Consider the following 22212-nt stretch of genomic DNA (forward strand, 5'->3'; position numbering starts at 1 on the left):
GCATTTCAAATAAATGCTATACCTGCGGTTAGATGAAGTCAAAGCGAGGGGGGAGAAAGTTATTTATATAAAACAGTGTGTTAAATTAACTTGGTGAATTTGTGATCGGCGGCACGTTTTGGCCTGCTGGCGTGTTTCAGACGTGGCAAAGCAGAGCGGAACAGGCCCGCTCTGCGATCTTCATTTTTGCCCATTATCCGCGAGTATTCAGCACCATGCGGTATAACGAGGTGGTGGCGGTAATGTATAACTCATTGCCGTCCGGCCCGCCGAAGGTGCAGTTAGAGACGCGTTCCGGCAGATTGATTTTACCGAGCTGTTTACCCTGGCTGTCGAAGATCAGTACCCCGTCGGCACAGCTGCAAAACAGGTTTCCGGCCCTGTCGACACAAAAACCGTCCGGGAAACCGGGGGCAACCTGGGCGAAACGCCGACCGGCTTCCAGTTCACGTCCGTTGACCTGATATACCCGCAGTTCACTGCGCCCAAGGGTCGGGAAATCGACGATCGACATGTCTGCCACATACAGCAGCGACTCATCCGGTGAGAACGCCAGGCCGTTTGGCCGCTGTAGATCGCTGGCGGCAATGTTCAGCGAGCCGTCGCGCGGGTCAAAACAGTACAGGTAGCAGCCGATCACCTGGCTTTCCGACTTGTAACCCTCTTCATCACCGGTAATGCCATAGGGCGGATCGGTAAACCAAAGGGTGCCGTCGGAGCGAACCGCCAGGTCATTGGGGGAGTTGAAACGCTTGCCATCCACCCGATCGACCAGCATCTGTACCTCGCCGTTACTTTCGGTGCGGCTGACGCCGCGCCGCCCATGCTCGCAACTGACCACCCGACCTTCGGCGTCGCGCGCATTGCCATTGGCGTAATGCGACGGGGAGCGCCACTGGCTCAGTTCCCCCTGTCGCGACCAGCGGAACATGCGGTTGCCCTTCACATCGCTGAACACCACCGCATCCTGCTGCGGCAGCCACACCGGCCCCTCGGCCCAAATGGCCGGTGAGCACAGGCGTTCAAGCGGGTGGTCCGCCATCAGTTCATTCATGCTGACCTCCGCTTACTTCACGCCCCAAATGGCTTTGTAGTGGCCCTGATAATCATTCTGCGGGTCATACAGATTGCTGCTGCCACCGTCGGCAGTGATATTGTCGCGGGTCACCAGATGCGCCGGGGTAACGTAGCCGGAAGGCGGCTGTTTGGCGAAGGCGCGGTTGAACTCGTCCAGCAGCTGCCAGCCGTGCAGTTTGAGCGGTTCCGGTACCGTGGCCGACTGGCTGCCCCCGGAACGGATGCGCTGGTAGGCAGAAATAGAGCCGTCGCCGGCAGAGATGCTGTAGGGCGCATTCTTGCCGCCTTTACCGGCGGTTTTCAGCGCCGGTGCCATGAAATCAAAATACAGATCGTTGATGGCCAGCGCGTACTGGAACTGGTCGCCGTATTTTTGCAGCAGGCTGAAGGTCATGGTCGGCATGCGGTTGGCGGTATCGGCCAGCGGGGTATCAATAAACTCGACCACCTTGCAGCCGCTGCATTTACCTATTTCCTCTTTCATCACATTGGCCTTGTCCAACGCGATTTGGTACAGCGAATCGGTAAAGATCAGCACGCTGGCCTTGCCGCCGGACTGCACCACCGCATATTGGGCAGCGATGCGCGCCACTTCGTTGGAGTCGGAGGTGACATTGTAAAACACGTTGTACTTGGCGATCGGTCCCGGCTCAGGTACCGCATGCCAGGCGGTCAGCACTATTCCTTGCTGGATGGCTTTCTTCAGCGGGATCTTGGCCACGTTCGGGTTCCAGCCGCCAATGACGATGCCGTCCGGCTTCTGGGCAATCGCCTGGTTCAGCGACGCCAGCTGATCTTTTACCGAGCCGCCGCCGTCCAGGGTTTCCAATTTCCAGCCGGCCGCTTTCGCCGCTTCACTCAGCCCTTCCTGCACTCCCTGCACACCGCCGTTTTTCATGTCCGAAGCGATAAAGATGATTTTCTTGTTGGCCTGTAGCTTCGGTCCGCTGGTCGGCCCGTCCCATTGGGTCACGCTGGCAGTGGCCTTGGTGACCGCCGCCGTGGCTTGATCAAGATAGGCATCGGCCCAGGCGGATGAGGCCGCGCCGGCCAGCAGCAGGGTAGTCGGTAATATCCAAAGACGTTTCATAGGGTGGACTCCTGGTTAAGGATTGATCGCTTTTTGGTTATTTTTATCAGCCGGAGTGGCTGGGATGCGTTGTACCGCTTTTTGGTTGAGTAACCGGCGGCGCTGGGCATAACCCGCCAGGGTGATCGACAGCAACAGCGTCGCGCCGTTAAACAGCGGTTCGACCCAGAAATCGCCGCCGAACTGCTGGATACCGGCGATGCCGATGGCCAGAATGGCAATGCCGACTACGGTGCCCCAGACGTTAACCCGGCCGGGACGAATAGTGGTGCTGCCGAGGAAGGCACCAACCAGCGCCGGTAATAGGTAGTCCATGCCGACGCTGGCCTGGCCAACCCCTTGCTCGGCGGCGATCAACACTCCGCTAAAGCCGGTCAGCACGCTGGAGGCAATAAAGGCACCGATGGTAAAGCGATTGACCGAAATGCCGTTCAACCGCGCGGCCGCCGGGTTGCCGCCCACCGCGTACATGCAACGGCCCAGTGGGGTGTGTTCGGTGATCAACCACAGCACTACCGCGACGATCAACACGTAGAAGGCCACGATCGGGATCCCGCCGATCTCGGTGTGGTGCAGGGCGGTAAAGGCATCAGGCAGATCGCCGACGATCTGTCGCCCGCCGGAGTGCCACAGCGCAATGGCGTACAGCACGGTGCCGGATCCCAGGGTGGCGACAAAGCTGTCGATATCCGCCAGCGCCACCAGAATGCCGTTCAACAGGCCGTACAGCGCGGAGAGTACCAGCACCGTCAGCACCGCCATCTGCCACGAAAAACCGTATTCCACCTGTAGCGTGATGGCCAGGATATGCCACAGCACGATGCCGAAGCCGACGTTAAGGTCAATCTTGCCGACGATCATCGGGATGGTCGCCGCCAGCGCCAGCAGGGCGATCTTGGCCTTGCTGGAGAGGATCGCCTGCAGCGTTAGCATTGAAGCGAACGAGGGGGAGATCAGCGAAAACAGGATCACCAGCGCAATGCACAGCAGCAGCAGGCCGTAGCGGGTGAGAACCTGCATCAGCCACGGGCCGGTACCGTCCTGTGACAGGCTGACTCTTTGCTCCAGTGCCGTTGATTTAACAGATGTTTTAGACATGACCCACCTCAGATTCTAACGTTGTCGCGAGGGTTTCCCCGGAGCTGGCGGAGGCCAGTTCCAATAAATTGGCGAATGACACCTGCTGATTTTTCAGCTCGCCGACCACTTTTCCCCGGTTAAACACCAGTGCGCGGTTGCAGATATGGGCGATCTCCTCAAAGTCGTTGGAGATCACCAATACCGCCACGCCTGCTTCCAGGGATTTATTTAATAGATGATAAATTTCCGCCCGTGCGCCCACGTCGACGCCGGCGGTGGGGTCTTCCAGGATCAACAGCGGGGCGCCCAGGTGCATCCAGCGCGCCATCACCACCTTTTGCTGGTTACCGCCGGACAGGGCGCTGATATCGATATTGACGTCCTTGGGGCGTACGTCGAACAGCTGTACTTTCCACCAACTGGCGCCAATCTCGGCCCGGCGGCTGTAGCGTGACAGCAGTTTATGACCGCTGGCCACAGGGTTGATAAACAGGTTTTCACGCACGCTCATCGACATCACCAGGCTTTCGCCGGTGCGATCCCCCGCAACCAGCGAGACGCCGCGGGCCATAGCCTGCTGTGGGCTGCTGGCGGTGTAAGGCTGGTCGCGAAAGCGGATTTCGCCCTCATCGGCGTGACGCAGGCCGAACAGCAACCGGCCAATCTCTTCCTGACCGGCACCGCGCAACCCCGCCAGCGCCAGCATTTCTCCGGGCTGCAGAGTGAAGCTGACCGGGCCGATATCGCCTACCGCCACGTTATTGAGCTGCAGCACCGGTGGGCGATCCTCCGGTAAGGGTTCGCGCTGATCGTCCGCCATCGCTTCACCCACGATCATCTGCACCAGATCGCGCAGCGAGTAGTCGGCAGTATTGCCGCCCGCCACGTAGCGCCCGTCGCGCATGACACAGACCCGATCGGCGATCTCGATCACTTCATCCAGCCGGTGGGTGACGTAAATCATGCCGACCTTTTTGGCACGTAGCCGGTTAATCACCGCGAACAAATGGCGCACATCGTTGGCGGGCAAGGACGCGGTGGGTTCATCCAGCACCAGCAGTTCGGCGTTAACCGCGACCGCCCGGGCGATCGCCAGCAGCGATTTTTCGGTGCGTGACAGCTCAAAAACTCTGGCATCGGGATCCAGCGCGATGCCGACATCCTGCAGTGCCTGAACGGCGCGGCGACGGTTGGCACGCCAGTCGATCAGGCCGAAGCGGCGCGGGAAACCCATCACCAGCGCCATATTTTCCGCCACCGTCATCCACTCGATCAGCCCGAGATCCTGATGAATAAAGGCAATAGGCTGGCGGCTGTCACTTTTTATTGCTGCGGCGGAGGCTATGCTGGCCCCTTGAAACTGAATATCGCCACCGTCGCGTGGGTAAACCCCGGCCAGTACTTTGATCAGCGTCGATTTGCCCGCGCCATTTTCGCCCAGCAGGGCCAGGACTTCGCCCGGCATCACCTGCAGGCTGACGTCATTCACCGCGACGTTGCCGCCAAAGCGTTTAACAATATGGCTGAGGCTAAGAATGGGTTGTTCCGCATTATCTGGTGTCATGTGATGCGCCCCTGGTCCCTGCATCCGCGATCGGCGAGATGCTGATTGGTTGTTATATCGCCTTTAAATTTCAATATGCGAAATTCAATTTCAAAAATAATATGCCGATTGCCGATCTAAAGCAAAGCCGGAGAGGTTTTAATTGTCCTTTTAAAACAATCAGTTATTTATATCTTTGCGGAATTGTGACGCACAACTCACTTCGGAAGTTAGCGGAATGTTGCGGATTTTTAACCTGCTACCGACAATGAAACGGCGTTCCGTCTTCACCTGATGCGGGCCTTGGGGTAACATTCCCGGCAAAGGGTCCGTTTACCACGCCGTGGCGTTGGCTGGCGGCTCGACACTGGAGAAATTGCGCTATGAGCCTGAAAGCTGTCGACGAGAAAGATGACAAGAAAGATAAACCCCTGGGCAGTCAAAGCCTGTTCCGCGGTTTGCAACTGATTGAGATCCTGAGTAACTTCCCTAACGGCTGCCCATTGGCGCACCTGTCTGAGTTGGCCGGCATGAACAAAAGTACCGTCCACCGCCTGCTGCAAGGGCTGCATACCAGCGGCTATGTCACCCAGGCCCCGTCGCCCGGCAGCTATCGTCTGACCACCAAGTTTATTTCTATCGGTCAGAAGGCGCTTTCCTCGCTGAATATTATCCATGTCGCTGCGCCGCACCTGGAGCAGCTCAATCTGGAAGTGGGGGAGACGGTCAACTTCTCCAGCCGCGAAGACGACCACGTCATTTTGATCTACAAGCTGGAGCCGACTACCGGCATGATGCGTACCCGTGCCTATATCGGCCAGCATATGCCGCTGTACTGCTCGGCGATGGGCAAGATTTTTATGGCCTACGGCAACAGCGATTATCCCGATCGCTACTGGCAAACCCATCAGCATGAGATCCAGACATTAACGCGCAATACCATCACCGAGCTGCCGAAGATGTATGAAGAGCTGGCCGATATCCGCCTGCGCGGCATGGCGATGGATCGCGAAGAGAATGAGCTGGGAGTGTCCTGCGTGGCGGCGCCGGTGTTTGATATTCAGCAACGGGTGCCCTATGCGGTGTCGGTTTCGCTACCGACTGCCAAGCTGCAGCAGATTGGCGTCAAAGCCCTGATTAAGCCAGTGCTGGCGACCGCGCAGCGCATTTCTCAGGAGCTGGGGTTTGTTACTCCGGCCTGATTATTAGCATTGCTGATAGTTGATTAGAAATATCAATTTCACCTAATAATTTTTTCCTCCTATGATGCGCGTATTGACCGATACGCGCCGCTGCCCGGCGCTTTGTTCTCTGTGAGGAATACCATGTTAGCTGTCTTTTTACAGGGCTTTGCCCTGAGTGCCGCGATGATCCTGCCGCTGGGCCCGCAAAATGTTTTTGTCATGAATCAGGGCATTCGCCGTCAGTACCACCTGATGGTCGCGTCGCTGTGTGCGTTGAGTGATATCGTGCTGATCTGCGGGGGGATTTTCGGCGGCAGCGCCTTGCTGAGTCGTTCGCCGCTGTTGCTGGCGTTGGTAACCTGGGGCGGCGTCGCCTTTTTGCTGTGGTACGGCTGGGGCGCGTTTCGCACTGCCTTCAGCCGGCAACTGGCACTGGCAACCGCTGAGGAATTGAAGCAGAGCCGCTGGCGGCTGGTGGTCACCATGCTGGCGGTGACCTGGCTGAATCCGCACGTTTATCTCGATACCTTTGTGGTGCTGGGCAGCCTGGGGGGGCAACTGACGCCGGATGTTCGTTCCTGGTTTGCCTTGGGGGCGGTGAGCGCTTCCATCGTTTGGTTCTTCGGGCTGGCGCTGCTGGCTTCCTGGCTGGCACCCTGGCTGAACACCCGAATGGTGCAGCGCATCATCAATACGCTGGTCGGCGTGGTGATGTGGGGCATCGCTTTGCAGTTGGCCTGGCAGGGGGCAGGTTTATAAGAATTTGTCACTAATCCGAATTCAAAAGCCCGCGCGATATGCTACGTTTGATGCCAAGGAACCGGCTGTTCTCAGTAGAGAAAGGCCGGTAATCAGTTACAGCCTGTCATCAAGGAGACACTGTGAAGCTTAAAGCATTGGCTATGGCCGCAATGGTTGGATTAGGGACGTTACCTCTGGCGCTGCAAGCGGCAGAAGTGCCGGAAGGGCCACACGTGGTGACCTCGGGCACATCCAGCGTTGACGCGACGCCTGATATCGCCACCCTGGCGATCGAGGTCAGCGTCTCTTCCAAAGACGCCGCACAGGCGAAAAAGCAGGTTGATGAGCGCGTAGCGCAATATTTTGATTTCCTGCAGAAAAATAACATTGAGAAGAAAGACATCAGCGCCGCCAACCTGCGCACCCAGCCGGAATATGACTACCTGAAAACCGGTGAATCGGTGCTGAAAGGCTACCGTGCGGTACGTCAGGTGCAGGTGACGCTGCGTCAGTTGGATAAGTTGAACGAGCTGCTGGACGGCGCGTTGAAATCCGGCCTGAATGAGATCCGCGCCGTTGAGTTGGGCGTGGCGAAACCGGACGTTTACCGTGAGCAGGCGCGTCAGAAAGCCATCGAGAACGCCACTCAGCAGGCGGCTTCATTGGCGAAAGGCTTTAACGCCAAGCTGGGGCCGGTTTACAGCATTCGTTATCACGTTGCCAACTACCAGCCGATGCCGGTAGCACGCATGTATAAATCGGCGGGTGCAGCGGCGGAAAGCGACGCGGCGCAAACCTACGAACAGCAAAGCATTCACTTTGACGATCAGGTGGATGTGGTGTTTGAGTTGCAGCGCAACGCGGCGCAATAATATACCCGTCATACTTGAAGCTGCATCTGTGTTGGCTGCAGGCAGTCACCCCAGTTACTTACTTGAGTAAGCTCCTGGGGACTCCTGCCTTGGCCGCCTTGATGCAACTCCAATTATTTAGGGTATAAGATGGGTCTTTCAGACTACTGATAAAGCCCGTTATTAGGGAGAGCGCACCCTCGGTGCGCTAGGCCCGGGTATCTCGGGCTTAAAAACAACCTGAACAGCAACCTTTTCTATTTAATCCTGGCGCAGAACCTGGCGACCATGCTCCAGCAGGGCATCGGTCACTTTACGCATCATGCGGCTCTCTGGCGCGAAGCGGTGCCAGAACAGCATGCGGCGCTGGAACAGGCCCGGTGTCAGATCGATCAGTTCGCCCGAGGCCAACTCTTTCTCAATCTGCAGATGCGGGATCATACAGCAGGTGGTGCCCTGACGCGCCAACTGCACGAAGGCTTCCGATGAGTTGACGATATGGCAGGGTACGCTACCCGGCGACAGATCAAAGTTCTGCTGCAGGAAAGCCTGGTGCATGTCGTCGAGATGGTCGAATGCCACCGCCGGCGCTTTCAGCAGCGCGGAGCGCGTAACCCCGTTCGGGAAGTAGCGCTCGGCAAAACCTTTCGAGGCGACAAACAGATAATCCAGCGCGCCCAGTTGGTCCACCAGACAGCTTGGCAGTGGCTGAGGCTGGATACTCACCGCACCCACCACTTCACCGCGGCGCAGACGTTCCTGAGTCCGGGTTTCGTCTTCTACCTGCAGGTTCAGACGGATCGGAGAATCGGTCAGCACCGGCTTCAGCGCCGGCAGCAGCCAGGTTGCCAGGCTGTCGGCGTTAACCGCCAGCGACAGCAGCAGCGGCGTATCAATACCGGTGTCGTTGCCCAGCCACTCTTCTTCCAGCAATTCCACCTGGTGCAGCAGCGCCAGCAGCTTCTGGCCCTGTTCGGTCGGGCGTGGCGGCACGGTACGCACCAACAGCGGTTGGCCAAACAGGTTTTCCAACTGCTTGATGCGCTGGGATACTGCCGATTGTGTGATGCAAAGTTTTTGCGCGGCGCGCTCAAAGCCACGCTCACGGATCACCGCGTCCAGCGCTTGTAGCGTTCGATAGTCTGGGCGTTTCATCGGAAAGATATCCCTTAAAGTAAATTGATACTGGCACTATGCCACATCTCTGGTGTTTTACAGGTGGAAAATCACCGGGCCATCTTGCCGCGGCGCGCCTAAAAATGCGGCTCAGGGTGAAGAAGTGTGATCCTGCCTAAGTGAAAAATAGCGATTTACCCTATAATACGCACACGTTTTCGTACAGAGGCAATGGACATATTATGACGCAGGATGAACTGAAAAAAGCGGTTGGCTGGGCAGCGCTGGATTACGTGACCCCGGGCACCATCGTCGGGGTGGGTACCGGCTCGACCGCCGCCCACTTTATTGACGCGCTCGGCTCGATCAAACACCAGATCGAAGGGGCGGTGTCCAGCTCCGACGCCTCCACTGCCAAGCTGAAAAGCCTCGGTATCCACGTGTTCGACAGCAACGAAGTGGATTCGCTGGATATTTATGTCGACGGCGCGGATGAAATCAACCGCCAGATGCAGATGATCAAAGGCGGCGGCGCTGCGCTGACGCGTGAAAAAATCATTGCTGCCATCGCGCGCAAGTTTATCTGTATTGTCGACTCCACCAAGCAGGTCGACGTGCTGGGTAAATTCCCGCTGCCGGTAGAAGTGATCCCAATGGCGCGCTCCTACGTGGCGCGTGAGCTGGTGAAGCTGGGCGGACTGCCGGAGTATCGTCAGAATGTCCTGACCGATAACGGCAACGTGATCCTGGATGTGCATAATCTCAGCATTCTCGATGCCATTGCGCTGGAAAATAAAATCAATGGCATCGCCGGTGTAGTGACCGTGGGGCTGTTTGCCAACCGTGGCGCCGACGTGGCGCTGGTCGGCACGCCTGATGGCGTGAAGGTCATCGGATAATGTAGAACCCTCTACAGGTATGCGGTCTTGGATCCCACCGGGCCGCATAATTCACTGGTTAAAATATCTTTTATTAAAAGCGCTAAATTTGGTGACATATGTCACATTACGAGCGATAGCTCCACGAAGCTTCTGCCTATTTCTTTCCCTATGGCATTTTCTGCCAGAAACCAGCAACAACGCTGAGCCTTGTCCTGACGGGCGGGCAATCGTTTGTATTGCCGCCTGCGTTATTTTTGTTATGTTGGATGCGTGCTGTTTCACAACAGCCGCTTCTGAAGTCTGAACATAGGGTCGGGTAAATGGCAAAAGTATCATTGGAGAAAGACAGGATTAAATTCCTGTTGGTGGAAGGGGTTCATCAGAGCACGGTAGATAATCTGCTGGCAGCCGGATATACCAACATTGAATATCACAAAGGTGCGTTAGACACCGAATCGCTTAAGGCATCGATCCGCGATGCTCACTTCGTCGGCATCCGATCGCGTACGCATCTGTCCGAAGAAGTTTTCGCCGCTGCAGAAAAGCTGGTGGCGGTAGGGTGTTTCTGTATCGGTACTAACCAGGTTGATCTGAAGGCGGCGACCAAGCGCGGCGTTCCGGTGTTTAACGCACCTTTCTCTAATACCCGATCCGTGGCCGAAATGGTGCTGGGCGAGTTGCTGCTGATGCTGCGCGGCATTCCGTCCGCCAACGCCAAGGCACACCGCGGTGAATGGCAGAAACTGGCCGTGGGCTCGTTTGAGGCGCGCGGTAAGAAGCTGGGGATTATCGGCTACGGCCATATCGGCACCCAGTTGGGTATCCTGGCCGAAGGCCTGGGCATGAAAGTGTTCTTCTACGATATCGAGAACAAGCTGCCGTTGGGCAATGCCCAACAGGTACGCCACCTGTCCGATTTGCTCAACATGAGCGACGTAGTGACGCTGCACGTGCCGGAAACCCTGTCGACCAAGAATATGATGGGTGCAGAAGAGCTGGCGTTGATGAAGCCGGGCTCAATTCTGATCAACGCCTCGCGCGGTACCGTGGTGGATATTCCTGAACTGTGCAAAGTATTGGCCAGCAAGCATTTGGCCGGTGCGGCGATCGACGTCTTCCCGGAAGAACCTGCGACCAACAGTGAGCCGTTCAACTCACCGTTGTGCGAGTTCGACAACGTGATCCTGACCCCGCACATTGGTGGTTCGACTCAGGAAGCGCAGGAGAACATCGGTGACGAAGTGGCCGGTAAGCTGGCGAAATACTCCGACAACGGTTCGACGCTGTCGGCGGTTAACTTCCCGGAAGTGTCACTGCCGGCGCATGGCCCTAATGCCAGCCGTCTGCTGCACATCCATGAAAACCGTCCTGGCGTACTGACGCAGATTAACCAGATCTTCGCTGAAGAAGGGGTGAACATCGCCGCGCAGTACCTGCAAACCGGTCCGGAAATCGGCTACGTGGTGATCGACATCGAAGCTGAAACCGAACGTGCCGACGCGGCACTGCAACGTATGAAGGCGATTGCCGGCACTATCCGTGCTCGCTTGCTGCTCTGATTGAACGCGTTGTAATAACCAAGGCCGGATTTATCCGGCCTTTTGCTATTCGGCTATCCGCCATACCCAATTCTGCGATGGGGTAACGATCTCCGGCAGCGGGATATCCCAATGTTCCACCGGCAGCTGTTCCACCTGCTGGCAGTCATGTGCCAACCCGATCGGGTAGGGGCCGAGATGTTGCCAGTTTTGCAGAGTGCGATCGTAAAAACCGCCACCCATCCCCAAACGCTGACCCGTACTGTCAAACGCCACCAGTGGCGTAAGCACCACGTCGAGTGAGCCGATCGGCAAGACGTTGCGCACATCGAGCTGTGGCTCAAGGATATTGAAGCGGTTGTTAACCAGCGGCGTCTCCGGGGTGTAGCGCAGGAACAGCAGATTGCCGGGGCTAAACGGGTGCAACACCGGCAGATAAACCTGTTTGCCTTGCCGCCATAACCGTTCAATCAGCGGACGGGTATCGAGCTCGCCATCGAACGACAAAAACACCGCAATGCTTTGTGCCGCCTGGATGCGCGGATGCGCAGCGATGCGTTCAGCCGTCTGCAGGGCGAAATTATTTTGTTGTTCGGGTGTTAGGGCGCGTCGAAGTTGACGGATTTGGTTTCGGATGTTTTGCCGCTGTTGGGCATACTGGGCTTGAAAAGACATAGTCAGCACACTTACCGCTGAGGAAGGGGAATCTCCGAGATGCCGTCGCAGGCTGTAACCCTTGAACCCATGGTTCAAGGTGAACGTGCTGTCGCAATCTTAAGGCTTCTCGGCGGGCCGAGCATGCACACCGATCGCGGATCATCACATTCTGTTGGTACTAATTATCGGCTCAGGGGACTGGCCCGCTGGCGAACATCTCAGAGAAATTTTTTACTCATTGCCGAAATCCAGGATTTCAGCAACTTAAGTTATTCGAATTGTGCATCCTGACGTTCAGAGATGCGACCCTGTTCAAGCAAAGCCTGTTCAATGGTCTGTTGTAGCATGCGAATGCGTTGTTCCATATTGGACGCATAATCACGGGTTTTCAACCGTTCTTGAGCAAGTTCGTGACAAACATTCAATGCTGCAATGAAAACGAGCTGCTCAGTATTTGTGACTCTAGTGCGAACTTTAAGATCTTGCAACCGTTCGTTAAGATCGACCGCTGCCATGTTCAACGCATCTTGTTGTTCTGGCGGGCAATTGACTCTTAAAGAGCGACCAAAAATTTGAATATCTACCGGTTGTGCAGACATGCCACCTTCCTGCCTAAATTTCGCGCCAGCCCCAGTCTACCCTTACCGGGCCACCAAAGCGGGCGCCACTATATATACCTCGGTACCAAGATACAACCCCTTTTTCAGTACCTGGTTGTAATCTACCGCGACAGACATTACCAGTCAAAAAAGGGTTTCAAAATGCGTATTTAGCTTCATTTTGTTCCCTGCCGGTACTGTGTGAATTCTGACGCATCACGATTATAACTAGCCACTGAGGTGTCGTGCTTATCTGGCACAGCGACGGACCTTGGTGGTAGCATAACACGAACTTATCCTGCCAACGATGACGAATGCGCATGTCTATACAGAATACATTTCCAAGTTACCAATCTTTGACCCTTGCCCTTAACCAGCAAGCGGTGGCGTTGACCGCAGCAGAAATGCACGGCCTGATCAGTGGCCTGTTGTGCGGTGGCAGCCGTGACGCCGGCTGGCAATCACTGGTCTATGATCTGACTAATGAAGGCGTAGCCTTCCCGCAGGCGCTAAGCTTGCCGCTTCAGCAACTTCATGAAATTACGCGTGAAACGCTGGAAGACGACGATTTCATGTTCCAACTGATGATGCCGGAAGGCGAAACGGTCAGCGTGTTTGATCGCGCCGACGCGCTGAGCGGCTGGGTGAACCATTTCCTGCTCGGCCTTGGCATGATGCAGCCGAAACTGGCCCAGGTGAAAGACGAGCTGGGTGAGGCGATCGACGATCTGCGTAACATCGCCCAACTCGGTTATGAAGAAGATGAAGACCAGGAAGAGCTTGAGCACTCTCTGGAGGAAGTGGTGGAGTATGTGCGGATGGCGGCCATTTTGTGCCACACCGAATTTACTCGCCGCAAGCCGACGGCGCCGGAAAATGCCAAACCGACCTTGCACTAAACATCCTATTTCACGTCCTTAAGGTCGTGAGCACAGGCAGATTGATTTCAGGAGAAGGTGATGACTCAGCAGGAATTCAACAACCGCCGTCAGGCGCTGTTGGCGAAAATGGCTCCGGCCAGCGCGGCGATTATTTTCTCTGCGCCGGAAGCAACGCGCAGTGCAGATACCGAATATCCTTACCGTCAGAACAGCGATTTCTGGTACCTGACCGGCTTCAACGAGCCGGGCGCGGTATTGATTCTGGTGAAGAGTGACGAGATGCATAACCACAGCGTGCTGTTCAACCGGGTGCGCGATCTGACGGCGGAAACCTGGTTTGGCCGCCGTCTGGGCCAAGAGGCTGCCCCGGCGAAGCTGGGTGTGGACCGCGCGCTGCCGTTCGATGAAATCAACGACCAATTACCCCTGTTGCTCAATGGCCTGGACGTGATCTACCACGCGCAGGGCCAATACGACTATGCCGATCAAATCCTGTTTGCTGCGCTGGACAAGCTGCGCAAGGGTTTCCGCCAGAACCTGCAGGCACCGGCAACTCTGACCGACTGGCGTCCGTGGCTGCACGAAATGCGTCTGTTCAAGTCATCGGAAGAGATGGTGATTATGCGTCGCGCCGGTGAGATCAGCGCGCTGGCCCATACCCGTGCAATGCAGAAATGCCGTCCCGGCATGTTCGAATATCAGCTCGAGGCGGAAATTCATCATGAGTTTACCCGCTTCGGTGCCCGCTACCCGTCTTACAACACCATTGTCGGTGGCGGTGACAACGCCTGTATCCTGCACTACACCGAGAACGAAAGTGAATTGCGCGATGGCGATTTGGTGCTGATCGACGCCGGTTGCGAGTACAAAGGCTATGCTGGCGACATCTCCCGCACCTTCCCGGTCAACGGCAAATTCAGCCGACCGCAGCGCGCAGTGTATGACATCGTGTTGGCGTCGTTGCAACGGGCGCTGGAGATGTTCAAACCGGGCATCAGCATCCGCGTGGTCAACGATGAAGTCGTACGCATCATGATTACCGGGATGGTGGAATTGGGGATCCTGAAAGGCGAAGTCGAGCAGCTGATTGCCGAACAGGCACATCGTCCGTTCTACATGCATGGCCTGGGTCACTGGCTGGGGCTGGATGTGCATGATGTCGGCCATTACGGTACGCCAGATCGCGACCGTACGTTGGAACCGGGCATGGTGCTGACCGTCGAACCGGGGCTGTACATTGCGCCGAATGCTGATGTGCCGGAAGAATATCGTGGCATGGGCATTCGTATTGAAGACGACATCCTGATCACCGCCACCGGCATTGAGAATCTGACGGCCAGCGTAGTGAAAGACGCAGATGCCATCGAAGCACTGATGGCGGCGGCAAGGTAACAGCATGAGTGTAATCATCGTTGGCGGCGGTATGGCGGGGGCGACTTTGGCGCTGGCCATTTCCTCGCTGACTCAGGGAAGATTGGCGGTTGACCTGGTCGAAGCGACCCGACCGGACGACCGCAGCCATCCGGGATTTGACGCCCGCGCCATTGCCTTGGCGCAGGGCACCTGTCAGCAGTTGACGCGCATTGGCGTTTGGCCGGCGCTGCGCGACTGTGCGACGGCCATTACCCAGGTGCACGTTAGCGATCGCGGTCATGCCGGGTTTGTTAATTTGCACGCGCAGGATTACCAGGTCGATGCGTTGGGGCAGGTGATTGAGCTGCACGATGCCGGTCAACGGTTGTTTGCGCTGCTGGCCAAGGCACCGGGTGTGACGTTGCACTGTCCGGCCCGGGTGGTCGATGTGGTGCGTACAGCAGAGCAGGCCGAAGTACTGCTGGATAACGGTCAGCGTATCAGCGGGCAACTGCTGGTGGCGGCGGACGGCTCACGTTCGGCGCTGGCACAGGCCTGTAATCTGCAGTGGCAGCAAAGTGACTATCCGCAGTTTGCTACCATTGCCAACGTCACCACTGCAGAGCATCCACAGGGGCGCGCTTTTGAACGCTTCACCCGTCACGGGCCCTTGGCTTTACTGCCGATGTCTCAGGGGCGCAGCTCACTGGTGTGGTGCCATGCGCGTGAAGATCGCGAGCAGGTCGACGGATGGGACGATGAGCGTTTTATCAGTGAATTGCAGCAGGCGTTTGGCTGGCGTCTGGGGCGTATTCTTCGCGCCGGCAAACGCCACAGCTACCCGCTCAGCCTGCTGACCGCCAATCAGCATGTCAGCCACCGGCTGGCACTGGTGGGCAATGCCGCACAGACGCTGCATCCGATCGCCGGGCAGGGGTTCAATCTTGGCCTGCGTGACGTGATGTCGCTGGCGGAAACGCTGGCCGAGGCGCAGCAGGCCGGAGAAGATCCCGGTGGCTATGCGCTGTTGGGGCGTTATCAACAACGGCGACAGCAAGATCAGCAGGCTACCATTGGTGTGACAGACGGCCTGATCCGGCTGTTTGCCAATCGCTACGACCCCCTGGTGGTCGGTCGTAATCTGGGTCTGATGGCGATGGCCCAGTTACCGTCGGTGCGGGACGCCTTTGCCAAACGTACTTTGGGCTGGGTGGATCGCTAAGCGGTGTATAAGCACAGGCGCAGCATGCTGTGCCCAAAGCGCTGGGCAATGGCACAGCGAGTCATTTAAGGAAATTAAGCAGCATGCAATCATTTGACGTGGTTATCGCCGGCGGCGGTATGGTGGGGTTGGCATTGGCCTGTGGTTTGCAGGGCAGCGGTCTGCGCGTTGCAGTGTTGGAACAGCAGCAACCGGATATGACGCCGCCGCAACCACAGCCGGAACTGCGCGTTTCCGCCATCAATGCCGCCAGCGAGCGCCTGCTGCAGCACATTGGCGTGTGGGACGAGATCCTCTCCCTGCGCGCCAGCGCCTATAACGCCATGGAAGTCTGGGATCGCGACAGCTTCGGCAAAATAGCCTTTCGTGGTGACGAATGCGGTTTTAATCATCTTGGCCATATCATCGAAAACTCGGTGATCCAGCAGGCGTTGTGGAAGCGGGCGGAAAGCCTGAGCGACGTCACGCTGATGACGCCTGCGGCGCTCAAGCAGGTGGCCTGGGGCGAGAACGACGCTTTCATCACTCTGGAAGACGGCCGCATGCTGACCGCCCGACTGGTGATTGGGGCCGATGGTGCCCATTCCTGGCTACGTCAGCATGCCGATATCCCGCTGACCTTCTGGGATTACCGCCACCATGCGCTGGTGGCCACGATCCGCACCGAAGAGCCGCATTTGGCGACGGCGCGTCAGGTGTTCCACGGCGATGGCATTCTGGCGTTTCTGCCGTTCAGCGATCCGCATTTAAGCTCGATCGTCTGGTCGGTGGCACCGGAGGAGGCTGAACGCCTGAAGCAACTGGAGCCGGAGCAGTTTAACCGTGAGCTGGCGATGGCTTTTGACCTGCGCCTCGGTGCCTGCACCCTGGAAAGTGAACGTCAGACCTTCCCACTGACCGGGCGTTATGCCCGCAACTTTGCCGCGCACCGTCTGGCGCTGGTGGGCGATGCGGCGCATACCGTGCATCCGCTGGCCGGGCAGGGGGTGAATCTGGGCTTTATGGATGTGGCAGAGCTGATCGCCGAACTGCGCCGTCTGCAACGTCAGGGCAAGGATATTGGTCAACACCTGTATCTGCGCCGCTACGAACGCCGTCGCAAACACGGTGCTGCGGTGATGCTGGCCAGCATGCAAGGGTTCCGCGAACTGTTTGATGGTAACCACCCGGCGAAGAAACTGTTGCGTGATGTCGGGCTGCGCCTGGCCGACAGCTTGCCGGGCGTGAAGCCCAAGCTGGTGCGTCAGGCGATGGGCCTGAATGACCTGCCGGAATGGCTGGCCTGACGGCAGCCTGAGAGAGGTCGTCAGGCCTCTCTGCCTCATTTTCCCCGCGATATCATCGATTCTCAAAGGCGCAGCCCTGCGCCTTATACCCATAGCTTTTTCTTATATAACCCTTCATTTGAAATAATCTAATTCCAGGCCGGTTTTGCCATTAGTTTTTCTAATTCCATGTTCGGTTATCAAAAGTCGAAATTCCGTATCCGGCCTTGGGTTTGTTATATAACTTCGGATTTTTGGTGCTTTAATTGTTGGTTTTGTGCCTTAAAGCGCATTTTTCCAGTCAAAAACTCTGCACACTAGCCCGGCATTTTACTGGCCCTGAGCGACGCCAAGCCTATTTTAACTTATGGTTAATGGGGTCGTTCGGTGATAACGTCAGGACAAAGGTATCGTTTGCGTCGCGGCGGTTAGCCGCAGTTTTTGCACGTTCGGCGCAGCGTTTCTGTTGGGCAGTCAGTGCGCCACGCAATCCGGCCGCGAGCCATTATCTGATGTATTGCGTAGCAGCACCCTATCTTCAGCTTCTGAGTGAAATGAGGGAAAAGATGGCAAAGCAAACCCCACTGTACGACCAGCACGTGGCGTGCGGTGCGCGCATGGTAGATTTTCATGGCTGGATGATGCCGCTGCATTACGGCTCCCAGATCGATGAGCACCACGCCGTGCGTCAGGATGCCGGTATGTTCGACGTCTCCCATATGACCATTGTGGATCTGCGCGGTGCCCGCACCCGCGAGTTCCTGCGTTACCTGCTGGCGAATGACGTCGCCAAGCTCACTCAACCTGGCAAAGCCTTGTACACCGGCATGCTGAATGCGTCTGGCGGTGTGATCGACGACCTGATCGTTTACTTCCTTACTGAAGACTATTTCCGCCTGGTGGTGAACTCCGCCACCCGCGACAAAGACCTGGCCTGGATCGAAGAACACGCAGCTCCGTACGGCGTAGCGCTGACGGTGCGTGACGATCTGGCGCTGGTTGCGGTGCAGGGCCCACAGGCCAAAGAGCGCGCCGCCACCTTATTTACCCCGGAACAAAAAAGCGCGGTTGAAGGCATGAAGCCGTTCTTCGGCGTACAGACCGGGGATCTGTTTATTGCCACTACCGGTTATACCGGCGAAGCGGGTTATGAAATTGCCCTGCCGAAAGAGCAGGTGGTCGATTTCTGGCAGAAACTGCTGGCGGCGGGCGTGAAGCCGGCTGGCCTGGGGGCGCGTGACACCCTGCGCCTGGAAGCGGGTATGAACCTGTACGGGCAAGAGATGGATGAAGGGATTTCGCCGCTGGCTGCCAACATGGGCTGGACCATTGCCTGGCTGCCGGAAGACCGTCAGTTTATCGGCCGTGAAGCGTTGGAAAAACAGCGCGAAGTGGGCACCGAACAACTGGTCGGCTTGATCATGACGGAAAAAGGCGTATTACGTAATGAGCTGCCGGTGCGTTTCACCGATGAAGCAGGTCAGACGCATGAAGGGGTGATCACCAGCGGTTCATTCTCACCGACCCTGGGCTTCAGCATCGCCCTGGCCCGCGTACCCGCCGGTATCGGCGAGCAGGCCATCGTTCAGATCCGCAACCGTGAAATGCCGGTCAAGGTCACCAAACCTGGATTTGTGCGTGCCGGTAAGCCACTGACTAATTAATTTTTTGTTTATTGATTCTTTATTTCTTCGAAGGAGTAGCTGGCGATGAGCAATGTGCCAACAGAATTGAAATACGCAACATCCCATGAGTGGGTGCGTGACGCAGGCAACGGCGAATACGTGGTAGGCATTACCGAACACGCGCAGGAACTGCTGGGCGACATGGTGTTTGTCGACCTGCCTGACGTGGGCACCGCGGTTAACGCTGGCGAAGACTGCGCAGTAGCGGAATCGGTGAAAGCCGCTTCCGATATCTATGCACCTATCAGCGGCGAAATCATCGCTGCCAACGATGCGCTGGAAAGCTCTCCGGAGCTGGTTAACAGTGACCCGTACGGCGAAGGCTGGCTGTTCCGCATCAAGGCTTCTGACAGTGCCGAACTCGGCAACCTGCTGGATGCCGGTGCGTATCAGGCTTCTATCGACGAGTAACTGTTGTAACGCCCCAGGCCCATTGGCCGGGGCGTTTTAGTTATAGATCAGGCTATATCCCGTACCCCGTAAGCATTCAGGAATTTGTAGCAATGACTCAGACACTCAGCCAACTTGAACACAGCGGTGCGTTCATCGAACGCCATATCGGCTCTTCTGCAGAACAACAGCAGCAGTTGCTGGAAGCGGTGGGCGCACGCTCGCTCAACGCGCTGATCCAACAGATTGTGCCGGCAGACATTCAACTGCCTGCGCCGCCGCCGGTGGGCGATGCGGCTACTGAACATCAGGCGCTGGCCGAACTGAAGGCGATTGCCTCGCAGAATCAGCGCTACAAATCCTATATCGGTATGGGCTACAGCGCGGTGCTGACACCGCCGGTGATCCTGCGCAACATGCTGGAAAATCCGGGCTGGTACACCGCTTATACCCCTTATCAGCCGGAAGTGTCGCAGGGCCGCCTTGAGGCGCTGTTGAACTTCCAGACCGTGACGCTCGATCTGACCGGTCTGGATCTGGCATCGGCTTCATTGCTGGACGAGGCGACCGCGGCCGCCGAAGCGATGGCGCTGGCCAAACGCGCCAGCAAGCTGAAAGACGCTAACCGTTTCTTCGTGGCTGACGACGTGCATCCTCAAACGCTGGACGTGGTACGTACCCGTGCCGCCACCTTCGGTTTTGAAGTGATCGTCGATAAAGCCGAGAAAGTGCTGGAGCTGCAGGGCGTGTTTGGCGTGCTGCTGCAACAGGTCGGTACCACCGGTGAACTGCACGACTACAGCAAACTGCTGGCCGAGCTGAAAACCCGCAAAATCGGTACCAGCGTGGCTGCCGACATTATGGCACTGGTGCTGTTGACCGCACCGGGCAAACAGGGCGCCGACGTGGTGTTCGGCTCCGCACAGCGCTTTGGCGTGCCGATGGGTTACGGTGGCCCACACGCGGCCTTCTTCGCCTGCCGTGACGAATTCAAACGTTCGATGCCAGGTCGCATCATTGGTGTTTCTCGCGATGCTGCCGGTAACACTGCGCTGCGCATGGCGATGCAAACCCGTGAGCAACATATTCGCCGCGAAAAAGCCAACTCAAATATCTGTACCTCGCAGGTACTGCTGGCCAACATCGCCAGCCTATATGCGGTGTACCATGGCCCACAAGGCCTGCAACGTATCGCCGGGCGTATCCATCGCCTGACCGACATTCTGGCCGCCGGGCTGCAACAGGCCGGGCTGCAACTGCGTCACAAAACCTGGTTCGATACCCTGACGGTGGAAGTGAAAGACAAGGCCGCGGTGCTGGAACGCGCCTTGAGCTTCGGCATCAACCTGCGTACCGATATTCACGGTGCGGTGGGCATCACGCTGGACGAGGCGACCTCACGTGAAGACGTGCAAACGCTGTTCGCCTTGCTGGCGGGTGACGAGCACGGTCTGGACATCGACGCGCTGGACGCGGCGGTGAGCAAAAATAGCCAATCGATCCCGGCGGGTATGTTGCGCCAGGATCCGATCCTGACTCACCCGGTATTCAACAGCTACCACAGCGAAACCGAGATGATGCGTTATATGCACCGTCTGGAACGCAAGGATCTGGCGCTCAACCAGGCGATGATCCCGCTCGGTTCTTGCACCATGAAGCTGAATGCCGCGGCGGAAATGATCCCGATTACCTGGCCTGAGTTCTCTGAGCTGCACCCGTTCTGCCCGCCAGAACAGGCGGCAGGCTATCAGCAGATGATCGGTCAGCTGTCACAGTGGCTGGTGCAATTGACCGGCTACGACGCGGTTTGCATGCAGCCGAACTCCGGCGCGCAGGGTGAATACGCCGGGCTGTTGGCTATCCGTCATTACCATGAAAGCCGTAACGAAGCGGGCCGTCATATCTGCCTGATCCCAAGCTCTGCACACGGCACCAACCCGGCCTCTGCCCAAATGGCGGGCATGAGCGTGGTAGTGGTGGCCTGCGACAAGAATGGCAACATCGATCTGCACGACCTGCGCGTCAAGGCCGAGCAAGCGGGTGAAGAGCTGTCTTGTATCATGGTGACTTACCCGTCGACCCATGGCGTGTACGAAGAAACTATCCGTGAAGTGTGCCAGATCGTTCACCAGTTCGGCGGCCAGGTGTACCTCGACGGCGCCAACATGAATGCTCAGGTGGGCATCACCACCCCAGGTTACATTGGTGCGGACGTCTCACACCTTAACCTGCATAAAACCTTCTGTATCCCACACGGCGGTGGCGGTCCAGGCATGGGGCCAATCGGCGTCAAAGCGCATTTGGCACCTTTCGTTCCGGGCCACAGCGTGGTGCAGATCGACGGTGTGACCACCCAGCAGGGCGCAGTTTCCGCTGCACCGTTCGGCAGCGCCTCAATTCTGCCAATCAGCTGGATGTATATCCGCATGATGGGCGCAGAAGGGTTGAAGCAGGCGAGCCAGGTGGCGATCCTGAACGCCAACTACATTGCGACCCGTCTGAAAGACGCTTACCCGGTGCTGTATACCGGTCGCGATCACCGCGTGGCGCATGAATGTATTCTCGACATTCGTCCGTTGAAAGAAGAGACCGGCATCAGCGAAATGGATATCGCCAAACGTCTGATCGACTACGGTTTCCATGCGCCGACCATGTCGTTCCCGGTAGCGGGTACGCTGATGGTTGAACCTACCGAATCTGAAAGCAAAGCAGAGCTGGATCGCTTTATCGACGCGATGCTGGCTATCCGCGGCGAGATTGATCGGGTGGCGAAAGGTGAATGGCCGCTGGAAGACAACCCATTAGTGAACGCGCCGCACATTCAGGCCGAACTGGTCAGTGACTGGCAGCACGCCTATAGCCGCGAGCTGGCGGTGTTCCCAATCGCCGGTGTGCGTGAGAACAAATACTGGCCGAGCGTGAAACGTCTGGATGACGTGTACGGCGACCGTAACCTGTTCTGTTCTTGCGTACCGATGAGCGAATACGAATAAACCCTTCGGCGGGGAGTTGATAAACAGGCAGCGCATTTGCGCTGCTTTTTTTGTGCCCAGAAAACC

The 22212-nt window shown here is 57.2% G+C and carries 19 protein-coding genes and 1 other RNA gene; 12 read left to right on the plus strand and 8 right to left on the minus strand.

What is annotated here, in order from left to right; all coding sequences use genetic code 11:
- Window positions 1-193 precede the first annotated feature (193 nt).
- The 4 genes from BEI65_RS23455 to BEI65_RS23470 are packed head-to-tail and all read right to left on the minus strand — an operon-like array spanning window position 194 to window position 4811.
- The gene (locus tag BEI65_RS23455; protein WP_099065315.1) at window positions 194-1054 is read right to left on the minus strand and encodes an SMP-30/gluconolactonase/LRE family protein; all 861 of its coding nucleotides are present in this window, start codon (window positions 1052-1054) and stop codon (window positions 194-196) included.
- A gap of 12 nt (window positions 1055-1066) precedes the next feature.
- Complete coding sequence (locus BEI65_RS23460) at window positions 1067-2167, minus strand: substrate-binding domain-containing protein (RefSeq protein ID WP_099065316.1); 1101 nt, start codon at window positions 2165-2167, stop codon at window positions 1067-1069.
- 15 nt (window positions 2168-2182) lie between these two features.
- Entirely contained in the window at window positions 2183-3265 is a 1083-nt protein-coding gene (locus tag BEI65_RS23465; protein WP_085118751.1) for an ABC transporter permease, read from the minus strand.
- Complete coding sequence (locus BEI65_RS23470; RefSeq protein WP_099065317.1) at window positions 3258-4811, minus strand: sugar ABC transporter ATP-binding protein; 1554 nt, start codon at window positions 4809-4811, stop codon at window positions 3258-3260. The genes BEI65_RS23465 and BEI65_RS23470 overlap by 8 nt, the downstream gene beginning before the upstream one ends.
- A 362-nt stretch (window positions 4812-5173) precedes the next feature.
- On the opposite strand from BEI65_RS23470, the gene BEI65_RS23475 reads away from it, so the two are divergent.
- From BEI65_RS23475 to BEI65_RS23485, 3 genes are all read left to right on the plus strand, one after another.
- Window positions 5174-5992, plus strand: a complete 819-nt coding sequence (locus BEI65_RS23475) for an IclR family transcriptional regulator (protein WP_099065318.1) — start codon at window positions 5174-5176, stop codon at window positions 5990-5992.
- Between the two features lie 123 nt (window positions 5993-6115).
- Window positions 6116-6733 carry an arginine exporter ArgO gene (gene argO / locus BEI65_RS23480; protein WP_099065319.1) on the plus strand — a complete coding sequence of 206 codons (618 nt, stop codon included), beginning with the start codon at window positions 6116-6118 and terminating at the stop codon, window positions 6731-6733.
- Between the two features lie 122 nt (window positions 6734-6855).
- Window positions 6856-7587, plus strand: coding sequence for an oxidative stress defense protein (locus tag BEI65_RS23485; RefSeq protein WP_099065320.1), 732 nt, complete (start codon window positions 6856-6858; stop codon window positions 7585-7587).
- A 240-nt stretch (window positions 7588-7827) separates the two neighbouring features.
- On the opposite strand, the gene BEI65_RS23490 is transcribed toward BEI65_RS23485, so the two are convergent.
- Window positions 7828-8721 (minus strand): LysR family transcriptional regulator ArgP, encoded by an 894-nt coding sequence (locus BEI65_RS23490; RefSeq protein WP_012146627.1) that lies wholly within the window; start codon window positions 8719-8721, stop codon window positions 7828-7830.
- A gap of 203 nt (window positions 8722-8924) precedes the next feature.
- Here BEI65_RS23490 and rpiA point away from each other — a divergent pair, with 203 nt between their 5' ends.
- Window positions 8925-9581: a ribose-5-phosphate isomerase RpiA gene (rpiA, locus tag BEI65_RS23495; RefSeq protein WP_085118743.1), complete on the plus strand. Its 657-nt coding sequence runs from the start codon at window positions 8925-8927 to the stop codon at window positions 9579-9581.
- A gap of 302 nt (window positions 9582-9883) precedes the next feature.
- A complete protein-coding gene (gene serA, locus BEI65_RS23500; protein WP_099065321.1) occupies window positions 9884-11122 on the plus strand; it encodes a phosphoglycerate dehydrogenase in 1239 nt (412 codons plus the stop codon).
- A 45-nt stretch (window positions 11123-11167) separates the two neighbouring features.
- Here serA and BEI65_RS23505 read toward each other — a convergent pair whose 3' ends face one another.
- The 3 genes from BEI65_RS23505 to zapA form a co-directional block, all read right to left on the minus strand.
- The gene (locus BEI65_RS23505; protein ID WP_099065322.1) at window positions 11168-11776 is read right to left on the minus strand and encodes a 5-formyltetrahydrofolate cyclo-ligase; all 609 of its coding nucleotides are present in this window, start codon (window positions 11774-11776) and stop codon (window positions 11168-11170) included.
- A 27-nt stretch (window positions 11777-11803) separates the two neighbouring features.
- A non-coding RNA gene (gene ssrS / locus BEI65_RS23510) (6S RNA) lies at window positions 11804-11986 on the minus strand.
- Window positions 11987-12027: 41 nt separating this feature from the next.
- Window positions 12028-12357, minus strand: a complete 330-nt coding sequence (zapA, locus tag BEI65_RS23515) for a cell division protein ZapA (protein WP_012146623.1) — start codon at window positions 12355-12357, stop codon at window positions 12028-12030.
- Window positions 12358-12677: 320 nt separating this feature from the next.
- On the opposite strand from zapA, the gene BEI65_RS23520 reads away from it, so the two are divergent.
- The 7 genes from BEI65_RS23520 (at window position 12678) to gcvP (ending at window position 22146) form a co-directional block, all read left to right on the plus strand.
- Window positions 12678-13256: a YecA family protein gene (locus BEI65_RS23520; protein WP_099065323.1), complete on the plus strand. Its 579-nt coding sequence runs from the start codon at window positions 12678-12680 to the stop codon at window positions 13254-13256.
- Between the two features lie 60 nt (window positions 13257-13316).
- Window positions 13317-14630: a Xaa-Pro aminopeptidase gene (gene pepP / locus BEI65_RS23525; RefSeq protein WP_099065324.1), complete on the plus strand. Its 1314-nt coding sequence runs from the start codon at window positions 13317-13319 to the stop codon at window positions 14628-14630.
- A 4-nt stretch (window positions 14631-14634) separates the two neighbouring features.
- Window positions 14635-15813 carry a 2-octaprenyl-6-methoxyphenyl hydroxylase gene (gene ubiH / locus BEI65_RS23530; protein ID WP_099065325.1) on the plus strand — a complete coding sequence of 393 codons (1179 nt, stop codon included), beginning with the start codon at window positions 14635-14637 and terminating at the stop codon, window positions 15811-15813.
- 83 nt (window positions 15814-15896) lie between these two features.
- Window positions 15897-17099: an FAD-dependent 2-octaprenylphenol hydroxylase gene (gene ubiI, locus BEI65_RS23535; RefSeq protein ID WP_099065326.1), complete on the plus strand. Its 1203-nt coding sequence runs from the start codon at window positions 15897-15899 to the stop codon at window positions 17097-17099.
- Between the two features lie 545 nt (window positions 17100-17644).
- Window positions 17645-18742 (plus strand): glycine cleavage system aminomethyltransferase GcvT, encoded by a 1098-nt coding sequence (gene gcvT, locus BEI65_RS23540; protein WP_099065327.1) that lies wholly within the window; start codon window positions 17645-17647, stop codon window positions 18740-18742.
- Window positions 18743-18787: 45 nt separating this feature from the next.
- A complete protein-coding gene (gcvH, locus tag BEI65_RS23545; RefSeq protein WP_085118731.1) occupies window positions 18788-19174 on the plus strand; it encodes a glycine cleavage system protein GcvH in 387 nt (128 codons plus the stop codon).
- Between the two features lie 92 nt (window positions 19175-19266).
- Window positions 19267-22146 carry an aminomethyl-transferring glycine dehydrogenase gene (gene gcvP, locus BEI65_RS23550; protein WP_099065328.1) on the plus strand — a complete coding sequence of 960 codons (2880 nt, stop codon included), beginning with the start codon at window positions 19267-19269 and terminating at the stop codon, window positions 22144-22146.
- Window positions 22147-22212 lie beyond the last annotated feature (66 nt).

The sequence above is a fragment of the Serratia sp. BW106 genome (genome assembly GCF_002607755.1).
GTDB lineage: Bacteria > Pseudomonadota > Gammaproteobacteria > Enterobacterales > Enterobacteriaceae > Serratia > Serratia proteamaculans.